We start from the raw sequence: 12,828 nt of genomic DNA, 5'->3' as shown, positions 1-12,828 counted from the left end.
GGAGCGGTACCACTGGTCGATTGCGTTCGACCTTGACCAGCGTCCACACGCGCGCCTTTCAGCGCCTCGCGCTTGCCGTCGGATCGACGGATCAGGCTGAACGTTGGCCGTGCGTCCCCTGCGGCACTTCACCGTCGCGAAGTCGAGCGGATGCCGATCATATGGCCTTGCGAATGCCGATGTTGCGCGAGCGCTCGATGGCGCGGCCGCCGGTTTCGCGCATCCTGACCGTCACCTTGGCATCGACCAGCTTGGTGGTCGAGCAGGCAGTTGATCGGCGGAGACCGGGAAAGTTACCTTGCCGTCGTCGTCCAACCACCGGCAAGGATAGCGGTGAGTGACCGGGTTCGGCCGACTGCTCGTCGGCGAGGCCGAAGGAAAAGCCTGGAACCGGTCCCAATCGCGGGACGTCGACAGCGTCAACTCGCCCTCCAGCGCAAGGCCCGCCGCCGGCGTCGCGCCGTAGAGGACGCGGCCGTCAATGTAGATGTTGGCGGTCGCCCTAGCGCGATCACCTTCTTGTCGGCGGTCATGTCGATTCGATGCGATCCGGCCGGCACGAAATCCTCGACCAGGAACATCTGCTGCGACCGCCGCCTGCTTTGATCGGTGTAGATCGACACACGACCAGTGCCGCGCATGGCGTTGGTTCGAGCGCAGGTTCTTTTCCCCCCCCCCCCTTTTTTTTTCCCCCTTTCTCTTCTCCCCCCCTTCTCCTCCCCCCTCCCTCAACGGCATGGCGCCGGCGCGATGCGCCGTCGCTGACGATGCGCGCGGTCCTCCGCGCGGCGCGTTGGTCTTCTTCCTGTCCCACGCGACACGGACGCTGGCCGATCACCGATGTAAAATCGGCACACGGTCGCGTATCTCGTCGAGGAAGGCGGGCGGAAAGCGCATCGGGGAACTCGTTTCCCGCTCATATAATCATGCCGCGGAATCGACGACCCCTAATGCGGGACGATGCCCGGTTTCCACAGGGCAAAACGCGGCTTGCCGATCAATCGCCTTCGTCGATCAGACTCTCGACCGGCAGTTCGAGCGCGCGAGCCAGCCGCAGCCAAAGCGCAACGTCTCCCCCACGCTTTCCATTCTCGATTTCCGAAAGATAGTTCTGAGTCACTCCGACGGATGCGGACAAACACAGCCTGGGTCAGTTTGCGATATCTGCGCCAGAAAGCCAGCGGAGAGACCGCTGTGACAAGAGCCCGCGCCTCATCCGGAGTAAGCCCGGGAATCTGGCCCGCGCGAAAGCTCCCCAGCGCCTGCGCATGGTCGAGCGATTCCCGCAGTGCTTCCAGTTCGCTGCGGGGCAGGATGGCCAGTTCCTCGCCACCTGGCGTCGTGACATAGGCAACGTTGTTCATCTTGGCGTCCGTTCAATCATAAACGGACCGCGCGGCCCGATCTTGGTGACGATGATTTCCTGATCCGTTTCCTCGAACACCACGCGATAATCACCGACCCTCAAACGCAGCGCGGTCGACCCCTGCAAGGCCTTGACCATGTTTGCAAGGCTTCTCGGGTCATCGGCATATGCTTCTATCTTCGACAGGATCCTCTCGGCATCCGCCCGATGCTTGCGCAGCGCCTTGGCGGCCAGAGGGAGAAGAATGACCCACTTCACCTCGAAAATATCGCATATCGTGATATTTTCGGCAAGCCAGATCAGCGTTTGCGAAAAGTCGGATCGCAGACAGAAAAAGGCGGCCTTTGCGCGCCGCCTTTTCTTTTCAGTTCCAGCGGTCTTCTGGCCCAGTCGGGATTTACTGCGCGGCAAGCGCGCCGAAGATGACGCCGGACAGGACGCCGACCAGCACATAGTCGTTGCCGACGCGGATCCATTCCTGGCCGCGGCGGGGACGATGCAGGCCGTAACGGCCATAGTCGCGGATCGGCCGGTGCCGCTTCCAGCCGGAATATTTCTGGCCATTACGCCAATGGCTGCGCTTCACCACGACTTTCTTCATCACGACGCGCTTCCTGACGTCGACATGCTTGCCGGGCTTCTGCCAGTCGACCTGGCTGTAGTTCGACCGCGGAGCGTTCGGTGCGTTCATCGGCGCGGCCTGGCTGGTCAGCGAGGTGGCGGCCAGCATCGAGAAAGCGAGGGCGGAAAGGACAATGCGTTTCATAGGAAGTCTCCTTGGTTGGCGATGCCCAAGGGATAGCGACCACCGATGAACCGAAACTGAACACCTGCATTACAATTGCGTAATGAATTCCTGCATTTACCCAGGAGAGTTGAACATCATCGCAAAGGCCGCAGCCAAACGCGCGCGATCCGACGCGCCACACCCGCCTCGCAATGCAACCATTTGCGCGTCCGTCCATTTTCCGACACCGCCTGTCGCGGCGCAACGGCCTTTGAAATCGACGAGATTTTATTACCCGGCTAATGTATCATAGCCATTTTCGGTCACTGCCATGAACATGATTCGCACCTTCGTTTTCCCCACTGATCGCGGCACTGGTCGCATCGCGCACGCCGTCCGCATGCGGGCGGCGACATGAGCGGTTCCGTCGTCCTCCTGCATCTGGCCGGCGCCGTGGCGCTGATGCTGTTTGCCACCCGCATGGTGAAAACCGGCGTCGAGCGCGCCTATGGCGACGTGCTGCGCCATCGTCTGCGTGCCACCATGCGCAATCCGATCACGGCGGTGCTGGCCGGCACCGGCCTCGCCATCGCCCTGCAAAGCTCCACCGCCGTCACGCTGCTGGTCGGCTCCTTCGCCGGTTCCGGCATCGTCTCGGGCGCCGCCGGCCAGCTTGCCGTGCGCGGCGCCGAGATCGGCTCGGCGCTGGTGGTCAAGCTGCTGACCTTCGATCTCACACTGCTGGTGCCGCTCTGCCTGATCACCGGCACGGTGATGTTCATGGCCACCGAGCGGCGCGACTGGCGCCAGTCCGGCCGCATCCTGGTCGGCATTGGCCTTTTGATCCTGTCGCTGGAAATGATCGGCCAGGCATCGGAGCCGCTGCGCAACAGCCAGCTCATGCCGGTGGTCATCAACTACTTCTCCAGCGATTCCATCACCGCCTACCTGCTGGCGGCGCTGATCACCTGGCTGTTCCAGTCGAGCATCGCGGCGGTTCTGTTGATGGCGACGCTGGCCGGCCGTGGCCTGATCACGCCGGAACTCGGCGTCGTCCTCATCCTCGGCGTCAATCTCGGCTCTTCGATTATCGCGCCGATGCTGACCCGCTCGTCAGGGCCTGCCGTGCGCGTCGTGCCGATCGGCAACCTCCTGATGCGCGGGCTTGGCTCGCTGGTCATGCTGGTGCTGTTCATGACCTTCCGGCCGCATGTCGCCTTCCTCGGCGCGACGGCGGCGGACCAGATCGTCAACGCCCATATCCTGTTCAATGTGCTGATCCTGCTCGCCGGCCTGCCGCTGGCCGGGTTCGTCTACCGCATTTCCGAAAAAATCGTGGCACTCGGCACCAGGCCGGAGCCGGCTGCCACGCTCGATGTCGTCGAGCTGTCGGCGCTCAACGAAAGCGCGCTCGACGTGCCGAGCCAGGCCTTGGCCAACGCTACCCGCGAGGTGGTGCGGGTCTGCGAAACGGTCGAGATCATGCTCAAGCGCATCATCGAGCTTTATGAGAGCGCCGATGCCGACAGGATCAAGGCGCTGGCAGCCCTTGACGACCGCGTCGACCGCAAGCACGCTGCGATCAAGCTCTATCTGGCCAAGCTTACCAGGAACCCGCTGACGGAGGACGAGGCGCTGCGCTGCCAGGAGCTGATCGGCGCCTGCGTCAAGCTGGAGCAGGTCGGCGACATCATCGTGCGCAACATGCTGGTGCATGTGAAGAAGAAGCTTGAGCGCGGGCTGGAGTTTACCCCCGAGGGCTGGCGCGAATTGTGCGCCTTCCACGCTTCGGTGCTGGCCAATGCGCGGCTCGCCTTCAACGTGCTGGTGTCGCGCGATCCCGAGACCGCCCGCCAACTGGTGTTGGAAAAGGACCAGCTGCGCGACCGCGAGAAGGAAACCAGCGCCAGCCATTTCGTGCGCCTGCGCGACGGCACCGCCAAGAGCGTCGAGACCAGCTCGATCCATCTCGATACCATCCGCGACTTGAAGCAGATCAACTCGCTGCTCGCCTCGATGGCCTATCCGGTGCTGGAAGAGCGCGGCCTGCTCACCGGCTCGCGGTTGAAGGCGAGCTGATTGACGACGCGATCATGCATCGTCCTCATTTCGGCGGCAAAATATCTTTGCTCCGTTTCCACCAGTCGGGATAAGGGTCGGATGGCCCAGCCTTTCGGAGGAAATCGATGGACACCCATTCGCGCAGTTTCGCCAAGGCGCTTTCCTGGCGCGTGACCGGCACCATCGACACGATGATCATTTCGTTGGTCGTGACCGGAAGCATCAAGCTCGCCGCAGCCATTGGCCTGACCGAGGTCTTCACCAAGTCGCTGCTCTATTATTTCCACGAACGGGCTTGGCTCAAGATTCCATACGGACGCAAGACCCCGGCGTACCTCCGGCACGACTGGGTGGCCCCTCACCAAACACACGCGACTCGGCAACACGAGAAGTCGATCAAGAAAAGCTAAAGCGGCGCCAACAATTTCTGGATTGCCCGCGACGCCCATCCGTGATTTGAGGCCGTTACAGCTAGGGCCTTCCCCATGTCGCTTCCGCTCATCGCGCTGTTCATTGCCGCCTTTGCTTTCGGCACCACCGAGTTCGTCATCGCCGGCGTGCTGCCGCAAGTGGCGGAAGGGCTTGGCGTTTCGGTTCCATCGGCCGGCTATCTCGTCTCCGGCTATGCCTGCGGCATCGCCATCGGCGGCCCGCTGCTGGCGCTCGCCACCAAGTCGTTGTCGCGCAAGACCTTGCTGCTCGGCCTCGCCGTCGCCTTCACCATAGGCCAGGCGGCCTGCGCGCTGGCGCCCGACTTCACCTCGATGCTGCTGTTGCGCATTGCCGTGGCGATAGCGCATGGCGCCTATTTCGGCGTCGCCATGGTGGTAGCCGTCGGCCTTGTGCGCGAAGACCAGCGCGGCATGGCTGTCGCCGTGATCCTGTCCGGCCTCACCGTCTCCAATGTCATCGGCGTGCCGGCCGGCACCGCGATCGGCAACATATGGGGCTGGCGCGCGACCTTCTGGGTGATGTGCGCGCTGGGCGTGGTGGCGACGGTTGCCATGGCGGCACTTTTGCCGCGCACCGCCGGATATCAGGCCAAGCCCGCCGGCCTGGCGCGCGAGGTTCGCGTGCTGGCGCGCCAGCAGGTCTGGACCTCGTTGATCCTGATGCTGATGCTGATGATCGGCCAGTTCGGCCTGTTCACCTACATCACGCCGACTTTGCTGGAGATCACCGGCCTTGATGAAGGCCTGGTGCCGTGGGTGCTGCTGCTCAACGGCGTCGGCGCCACGCTCGGCGTGTTCCTCGGCGGCAGGCTCTCCGACTGGAAGCTGATGCCGTCGCTGATCACCATGCTGGCGCTGCAGGCGGTGACGCTGGCGGTGATCTACGCCGTCAGCCCCTACCCCTTGCCGATGATTGTCGCGATCGTCATCTGGGGCGGTCTCAACTTTGCCATCGGCACGCCGATCCAGACCCGCATCCTGGCCTGGACCGCGGATGCGTCCAATCTCGCTTCCTCGCTCATTCCGTCCGGCTTCAATGTCGGCATCGCGCTTGCCGCATCGCTGGGCGCCGCCATGCTCAATGCCGGCCACGGCTACCGCAGCCTGCCGCTGCTGGGCGCCATCGCCATGCTGGTCGCCGTCGCGGTGGCGCTCGCCTCTTATGTCTGGGAAGGACGCAGCAACGCCACGCCGCCGCTGACGGCCCCAGCCGAGTAGAGCACGAGGCAAAAGCGCATCACCCGCGCCAGCGCAGCAGCCGCATGGCGTTGGCGGTGACCAGCACGGTGGCGCCGGTGTCGGCCAGGATCGCCGGCCACAGGCCAGTGATGCCGGCAATGGTGGTAACCAGGAACACCGCCTTCAGCCCGAGCGCCACGGTGATGTTCTGGTGGATATTGGCCATCACCACCCGCGACAGCCGTACCATGCGCGCGACATCCATGACCCTGCCATGCAAGATCGCGGCGTCGGCCGTTTCCAGCGCTACATCGGTGCCGCCGCCCATGGCGATGCCGATGTCGGCGGCGGCGAGCGCCGGCGCGTCGTTGATGCCGTCGCCCACCTTGGCGACCTTCAGCCCCTCGCGCTGCAACTCGCCGACGATGCGCTGCTTGTCCTGAGGCAAGAGTTCTGCCCGCGCCTCGATGCCGAGCGAGGCGGCGATGGCTTCAGCGGTGCGGCGATTGTCGCCTGTCAGCATCACAGCGCGGATGCCCTCGGCCTTCAGCGCCGCAATACCGGCCGCCGCGTCCGGCCGCAGCTCGTCACGCATGGCAATCAGCCCGGCCACCACGCCATCGGTCACCAGTACCGAGACGGTCTTGCCCTGAGCGTCGAGGCTATCGACAGCAAGACGCTGCGCTTCAGTCATCATGGCCCGTTCCGCCGCCGCCGATCCGGAGCCGAGGAAGACCGAGACACCGCCGACGCTGCCCTCGACGCCCTTGCCTGATATTGCCTTTGCGGCCAAGGCTGGGGGCACCGGCGCCTTGGCGGCCTTGGCCTTGTCAAGGATTGCCATCGCCAGCGGATGGCTGGAGCCCTGCTCGAGTGCCGCCGCCAGCGCCAGCACGCTGCGTTCGTCTCGCCCATAGGCCACGATGTCGGTGACATCAGGCTTGCCCGCGGTCAGCGTACCGGTCTTGTCGAAGGCGACCGCGGTGATCCGGCGAAAGCCTTCCAGCACCGTGCCGCCCTTCATCAGCAGGCCGCGCCGCGCCCCGGTCGCCAAGCCTGCGGCAATCGCGGCAGGCGTCGAGATCACCAGCGCGCAGGGACAACCGATCAACAGGACCGCGAGGCCCTTGTAGATCCATTCGCTCCAGTCGCCGCCGGCTACGAGCGGCGGCAGCAGCGCCACCAGCGCGCCGACCGCCAGCACGGCAGGCGTGTAGGTGCGCGAGAACCGGTCGATGAAGCGCTCGGTCGGCGCCTTGGCCTCCTGCGCCTCCTCCACCAGCCGCACCACCCGGGCGATGGTGTTGTCCGATGCGGCAACCGTCACCCGAACCTTGAGCACGCCGTCCGTGCTGATCGTGCCGGCAAAGACAGCTTCCGCATTCCCCTTGCGCTTCGGCGTGCTTTCGCCGGTCACCGGTGCCTCGTCGATATCGCTCGACCCTTCGACGATCTCGCCATCGGCCGGGATGCGATCACCCGGCCGCACCACGATCACGTCGCCGACGGCAAGCTCTTCGGCGGCAACCTCGACCGTGCCGCCCGCCCGCTCGACACGTGCTGTCTTCGGCACCAGGTCGGCAAGACCCTGAATGCTCGCCCGCGCGCGGCCGGCGGCAACGCCTTCCAGCATTTCGCCGATCAGGAACAGCGCCACAACGGCGGCGGCTTCTTCCGTGGCGCCGATCATCACCGCGCCACCGGCAGCGATTGTCATCAGCATCTCGATCGAGAACGGCGTTCCGGCCAGCGCCGCCATCAGCGCGCGCCGGGCGACCGGCACCAGGCCGACGAGCAGCGCAGCCAGGAAAACCCAATGCTCGGCTGCCGGAAACAGATGGCCGATGCCGGAGGCGGCAAGAAGCGCCGCCGCACAAGCCAGCGTCAGCGCCGCGCGGCGGGTGCGCCACCACGCCTGCCCCGGCTCGCCATCGCTGTGGAGACGACTGGAACCGGGAGCCCACTTGCCGGCCGGTTCGCCGCCATGGTCGTGACCTTCGTGATCGTGATCATGGCCCGCATGATCATGCGTCTTGGCCACTGAAGCACGGCCGTCGGTCTTGGCTTCCGCCCTGACGATGCCGTAGCCCAGCCGCGCCACCTGTTGCAGCACCTTGTCTTCCGGCAGAGCGCCGCCGTGGCTGACCGTCATGCTGGCGCCGGTCACCGAAACCGAGACATCGGCGACACCGTCGAGGCGGCGCACCGCCGTATCGATCTTGGCCGCGCAGGAGGCGCAGTCCATGCCGCCGATCCTGAACCGTGTCTGCTTGAGGGGCGCCGTCATCACATCACCTGTCTGTCTTGCCCGCGCGGCGTGCCCGCCGCATGGGTCTTGAACCCTGATGTCAGGCACTGTAACTGCTCTAGTCACTAGAGCTTCAAGAGGCAAAATCATGTTTTCGATCGGTGATCTCTCCCGCCGCACCGGGGTCAAGGTGCCGACCATCCGCTACTACGAGCAGATGGGCCTGGTTGCCGCACCCGAGCGTTCGGAAGGCAACCAGCGCCGCTATGGCAGGCAGGAGCTGGAGCGGCTGGCCTTCATCCGCCACGCCCGCGACCTCGGCTTCGCCGTCGAGGACATCCGCTCGCTGATCGAGTTAAGCGGCCATCCCGAGCAGCCTTGCGGCCACGCCGACCGGATCGCCGAGGAACAGCTGACTTCCGTGCGGGAGAAGATTGCGCAGCTGAAGCGGCTGGAGGCCGAACTCGAACGCATCGCCTCTTGCTGTGACGGCAAGACGGTCGGCGATTGCTACGTCATCCGGGCGCTTTCGGATCATGCGCTGTGCGCCGACGAACACGGGTGAGGACGGCTCGCCCTACAACTCGATCCGGAACCGCAAACTCTCCCCCCCGCCATAAGCAGCATCCTCGAAGAAGCGCTCGACGAGCTTGCCGCCATTGGCCAGGATCACCTTGTGCGAGGCCGGATTGCCCGGCTTGGCGGTGATCTCGACGTGGGGCAGGCCGACCGCCCTCGCCTCGTCCAGCATCAGCCGCAGCGCCTCGGTGGCGTAGCCGCGCCGCCGCTTCCACGGCACCACGGCATAGCCGATATGGCCGAGCACATGCGGCGGCAGCGCTGCCGTGCCCTTCTGCCAGCGGAAGCCGATCGAACCAGCGGCTTCGCCATCCCAGATCCAACGGCGGAAGCCCGGCAGCCGCGGCACCTTTCTGCCGTCGGGCAAGGTGATCGGGCCGCCCTTGGCCAGGGGATCGTCGAGGCTGGCGAGAAAGGCCACCGGGTCCTTTTCGATCGCGGCAAGCTGCTCGCGCGTCGCTTGCTCGAGCCGCACATTGTCCGGCGACCAGCCGCGTTCGAGCGCCGCCTTGTAGGACGGCAGATGTTCAAGCGCGGGTTTGACGATTTCGACCATGTTGCACCGGCGGAAAAGCTTCGCCGATAAAATAGCAGCATTGCCCGGGAAGACACGGTCCACCGGGTGGAGCCTCTTGCGACAAGGCCGCGCCCCATCGCTGGAGACGCGGCCCTGGTCTTATGTCCTTAGGAGGGACCGACGCTCCGGCGCGGCCATTCCCAGGCCGCGCCGGATTGTCCTTGTGCGAGCTCAGGCGATGTCGAAGCGGTCGGCGTTCATCACCTTGGTCCATGCCGTCACGAAATCCCTGGCGAATTTCGCCTTGGCGTCCGCGGTCGCATAGACTTCGGCCAGCGCGCGCAGTTGCGAATGCGAGCCGAAGATGAGATCGGCGCGGGTGCCGGTCCACTTGACTTCGCCGGCCTTGCGGTCACGGCCTTCGAACACGTCCTTGGCGTCCGAGGTCGCCTTCCACTCCGTGCCCATGTCGAGCAGGTTGACGAAGAAGTCGTTGCTCAGCGTTTCCGGCTGCCTGGTGAAGACGCCGTGCTTCGACTGCCCGACATTGGCGCCGAGAATGCGCAGGCCTCCGACGAGAACCGTCATCTCCGGCGCGGTCAGCGTCAGCAGTTGCGCGCGGTCGACCAAAGCTTCCTCGACGGTCAGCCGCTGCTTGCCGCTGACATAGTTGCGGAAACCGTCAACGGTCGGTTCCAGCGGCGCGAAGGAATGGATGTCGGTCTGCTCCTGCGAGGCGTCCATGCGGCCCGGCCAGAAGGGAACGTCCACGCTGTGGCCGGCAGCTTTCTCGATGGCAGCGTTGCCGCCGAGAACGATCAGGTCGGCAAGCGAGACCTTCTTGCTGCCGGTCTGCGAAGCATTGAAATCCTTGCGGATCGCTTCGAGCTTGTCGAGCACCTTGGCGAGTTCCGCCGGCTGGTTGACGGCCCAGTCCTTCTGCGGCGCAAGGCGAATGCGCGCGCCATTGGCGCCGCCGCGCTTGTCGGAGCCACGGAAGGTCGAGGCCGATGCCCACGCCACCGACACCAGTTGCGATACCGACAGTCCGGACGCCAGGATCTCAGCCTTGAGCGCCGCGGCGTCCTCTTCGTCGATCAGTACATGATCGACCGCCGGGATGACGTCCTGCCAGGACAGTTCTTCCTTGGGAACGAGCGGGCCGAGATAGCGCACGAGCGGGCCCATGTCGCGATGGGTCAGCTTGTACCAGGCGCGGGCAAACGCGTCGGCGAACTGATCCGGATTCTCATGGAAGCGCCGCGAGATCGTCTCGTAGGAAGGATCGAACCGCAGCGCGAGGTCGGTGGTCAGCATGGAGGGCGCATGGCGCTTGGTCGAGTTGTGCGCATCCGGCACCGTGCCGGCGCCGGCGCCGCCCTTCGGCGTCCACTGGTGAGCGCCGGCAGGGCTCTTGGTCAGTTCCCATTCGAAGCCGAACAGATTGTCGAAGAAGTTGTTGCTCCACTTCGTCGGCGTCGTGGTCCAGGTCACTTCCAGCCCGCTGCCGATGGCGTCGCCTCCCTTGCCGGTGCCGAACTTGCTGGCCCAGCCAAGGCCTTGCTGCTCGATGTCGGCGCCTTCCGGCTCCACGCCGACCAGCGCCGCATCGCCGGCACCATGGGTCTTGCCGAAGGTGTGGCCGCCGGCGATGAGCGCGACGGTCTCCTCGTCATTCATCGCCATGCGCGCGAAGGTGTCCCTGATATCGCGCGCCGCGGCCAGCGGATCTGGATTGCCGTTGGGGCCTTCCGGGTTGACGTAGATCAGGCCCATCTGCACGGCACCGAGCGGATCCTGGAGATCGCGGTCGCCGCTGTAGCGCTCGTCGGCCAGCCATTTGCCTTCCGGGCCCCAATAGATGTCCTCCTCCGGCTCCCAAACGTCGGCGCGGCCACCGGCGAAACCGAAGGTCTTGAAGCCCATCGATTCCAGCGCGACATTGCCGGTGAGGATCAAAAGGTCGGCCCAGGAGATCTTGCGGCCGTATTTCTGCTTGATCGGCCACAACAGCCGGCGGGCCTTGTCGAGGTTGACGTTGTCCGGCCAGCTGTTCAGCGGCGCGAAGCGCTGCTGGCCGGCCCCGGCGCCGCCACGGCCGTCGGCGATGCGGTAGGTGCCGGCGCTGTGCCAGGCCATGCGGATGAACAGCGGCCCGTAATGACCGAAATCGGCCGGCCACCACTCCTGCGAGTCCGTCATCAGCGCATGCAGGTCCTTGATCACGGCGTCGAGGTCGAGGCTCTTGAATTCCTCGGCGTAGTCGAACGCCTCACCCATCGGATCGGACAGCGGCGACTGCTGATGGAGAATCTGGACATTGAGCTGATTCGGCCACCAGTCGCGGTTGACCCTGCCCACGGCAGTATGCACGACCGGGCATTTGCCCTTGCTGTTGTCGTCGGTGTTGGCGTCCATGTTTTTCTCCGATCGTGGCTGTGTTGAGCTGTTTCAACTGCTGCGTGAACAAGGGCCTGGAATGCCCTTGGGAACACCTGTCCGTTCATGGCCTGATGTGGCCAGGAACCGAATGTGCGAAATGCCCTGCTGCATGAGCTTGCCTCTCGACAAGACCGTTGCCGGCCCAAAAGAGGCCCTCGCGCACGCCCGCGCCCATGATGGCGGGCTGCCGTGTGGCGTCGGCTGTTTTCATCTCCCTTGCAAGACCTATAGCAAAGCGCACCGATTAATTTAAGTTGGATTTACTGATTACAGCGATAAGATGAAATTATGACAAACCTGACCCTGAAGCAGCTGCGCTATTTCGAGGCGCTGGCGCGACACAGCCACTTCGGACGCGCGGCGGACGCCTGTGCGATCTCCCAGCCAGCCATCTCGGTACAGATCAGGGAGCTGGAGGAAACGCTGGGTACGGAGCTTTTCGAAAGAGGCCCGCGGCAGGTTCGGCTGACCAATTTCGGCGAGGAATTTGCCTTGCGCGTCCGCGACATCCTGCGATCGGTGGACGAACTCGCCGATCTCGCGCGCTCTTCGCGCGACAGTCTGGTCGGCCGGCTGCGCATCGGCGTCATCCCGACGATCGCACCCTACCTCTTGCCGACGATCATTGGCAACCTCTCAAGCATGCATGATGGCCTCGATATCCATGTGCGCGAGACACAGACGCAGAAGCTGATCCAGGAACTGGCAGACGGTCGGCTCGACGCGGCCATCGTTGCCTTGCCGGTGTCCGAACCGTCGCTGACGGAAATCGTGCTATTTGCCGAGAACTTCGTGCTGGTCCGGCCCGGCGAAGACGAGGGAAAGCCGGTGCCCAATCGTGAAATGCTGCGTGAAATGCGGCTGCTTCTGCTGGAAGAAGGGCATTGTTTCCGCGACCAGGCGCTGTCCTTCTGCAACATGCACTCGGCACGGCCCCGCGAGTTGCTGGATGGCAGCTCGCTGTCGACCCTGGTCCAGATGGTCAGCGCCGGCATCGGCGTCACCCTGATCCCGGAAATGGCCGTGCCGGTGGAGACACGTTCGGCGTCTGTCTCCATCGCACGCTTCAGGAGCCCGCAGCCCTCGCGGACGATCGGCATGGTCTGGCGCAAGACCAGCCCGATCGCCAAACAGCTGCTGCGGATCTCCGAAGTGGTTCGTCAGTCCGCCGACGCGCTGCGCGCGCAGCACAATCCGACACCGATTGCGCACCTACTGAACCTGACGGCAACCGCCTGACAAACACCCCCTGGCGGT

The 12,828-nt window shown here is 64.7% G+C and carries 11 protein-coding genes and 1 pseudogene; 5 read left to right on the top strand and 7 right to left on the bottom strand.

Annotation, left to right across the window (positions count from 1 at the left end; translation table 11 throughout):
* Positions 1–157: 157 nt before the first annotated feature.
* The 4 genes and pseudogenes from ACFSQT_RS27490 to ACFSQT_RS27475 all read right to left on the bottom strand — a co-directional run bounded on the left by ACFSQT_RS27490 (position 158) and on the right by ACFSQT_RS27475 (position 2,132).
* Positions 158–738: pseudogene (locus tag ACFSQT_RS27490) on the bottom strand (hypothetical protein).
* Between the two features lie 209 nt (positions 739–947).
* Positions 948–1,364 carry a hypothetical protein gene (locus ACFSQT_RS39845; protein ID WP_465264371.1) on the bottom strand — a complete coding sequence of 139 codons (417 nt, stop codon included), beginning with the start codon at positions 1,362–1,364 and terminating at the stop codon, positions 948–950.
* Positions 1,361–1,777, bottom strand: a complete 417-nt coding sequence (locus ACFSQT_RS27480; RefSeq protein WP_379022249.1) for a type II toxin-antitoxin system RelE family toxin — start codon at positions 1,775–1,777, stop codon at positions 1,361–1,363. Before ACFSQT_RS27480 ends, ACFSQT_RS39845 begins: the two co-directional genes overlap by 4 nt.
* Positions 1,764–2,132, bottom strand: coding sequence for an RcnB family protein (locus ACFSQT_RS27475; RefSeq protein WP_379022247.1), 369 nt, complete (start codon positions 2,130–2,132; stop codon positions 1,764–1,766). The genes ACFSQT_RS27480 and ACFSQT_RS27475 overlap by 14 nt, the downstream gene beginning before the upstream one ends.
* A gap of 375 nt (positions 2,133–2,507) precedes the next feature.
* Between ACFSQT_RS27475 and ACFSQT_RS27470 the strand changes: the two genes are divergently transcribed.
* The 3 genes from ACFSQT_RS27470 to ACFSQT_RS27460 all read left to right on the top strand — a co-directional run bounded on the left by ACFSQT_RS27470 (position 2,508) and on the right by ACFSQT_RS27460 (position 5,824).
* A complete protein-coding gene (locus ACFSQT_RS27470) occupies positions 2,508–4,172 on the top strand; it encodes a Na/Pi cotransporter family protein (protein WP_379024033.1) in 1,665 nt (554 codons plus the stop codon).
* A gap of 107 nt (positions 4,173–4,279) precedes the next feature.
* Positions 4,280–4,564 carry a DUF2061 domain-containing protein gene (locus ACFSQT_RS27465; protein ID WP_379024031.1) on the top strand — a complete coding sequence of 95 codons (285 nt, stop codon included), beginning with the start codon at positions 4,280–4,282 and terminating at the stop codon, positions 4,562–4,564.
* A 75-nt stretch (positions 4,565–4,639) separates the two neighbouring features.
* Positions 4,640–5,824 (top strand): MFS transporter, encoded by a 1,185-nt coding sequence (locus ACFSQT_RS27460; RefSeq protein ID WP_379024029.1) that lies wholly within the window; start codon positions 4,640–4,642, stop codon positions 5,822–5,824.
* Between the two features lie 19 nt (positions 5,825–5,843).
* Here ACFSQT_RS27460 and ACFSQT_RS27455 read toward each other — a convergent pair whose 3' ends face one another.
* Entirely contained in the window at positions 5,844–8,072 is a 2,229-nt protein-coding gene (locus ACFSQT_RS27455) for a heavy metal translocating P-type ATPase (protein WP_379024027.1), read from the bottom strand.
* 109 nt (positions 8,073–8,181) lie between these two features.
* Here ACFSQT_RS27455 and ACFSQT_RS27450 point away from each other — a divergent pair, with 109 nt between their 5' ends.
* A complete protein-coding gene (locus tag ACFSQT_RS27450) occupies positions 8,182–8,598 on the top strand; it encodes a MerR family transcriptional regulator (protein ID WP_379024025.1) in 417 nt (138 codons plus the stop codon).
* 12 nt (positions 8,599–8,610) lie between these two features.
* On the opposite strand, the gene ACFSQT_RS27445 is transcribed toward ACFSQT_RS27450, so the two are convergent.
* Together ACFSQT_RS27445 and katG are read right to left on the bottom strand one after the other, a co-directional pair.
* Entirely contained in the window at positions 8,611–9,168 is a 558-nt protein-coding gene (locus tag ACFSQT_RS27445) for a GNAT family N-acetyltransferase (protein ID WP_379024023.1), read from the bottom strand.
* A 192-nt stretch (positions 9,169–9,360) separates the two neighbouring features.
* Positions 9,361–11,547 (bottom strand): catalase/peroxidase HPI, encoded by a 2,187-nt coding sequence (gene katG / locus ACFSQT_RS27440; protein WP_379024021.1) that lies wholly within the window; start codon positions 11,545–11,547, stop codon positions 9,361–9,363.
* Between the two features lie 312 nt (positions 11,548–11,859).
* On the opposite strand from katG, the gene ACFSQT_RS27435 reads away from it, so the two are divergent.
* Positions 11,860–12,810: a hydrogen peroxide-inducible genes activator gene (locus tag ACFSQT_RS27435; RefSeq protein WP_379024019.1), complete on the top strand. Its 951-nt coding sequence runs from the start codon at positions 11,860–11,862 to the stop codon at positions 12,808–12,810.
* The last annotated feature ends 18 nt before the right edge of the window (positions 12,811–12,828 follow it).

The sequence above is a fragment of the Mesorhizobium calcicola genome (assembly GCF_042682105.1).
Classification (GTDB): domain Bacteria; phylum Pseudomonadota; class Alphaproteobacteria; order Rhizobiales; family Rhizobiaceae; genus Mesorhizobium; species Mesorhizobium calcicola.
Note: the sequence above shows the minus strand (reverse complement) of the source record. Positions and strands in the feature narration are given on the sequence as shown.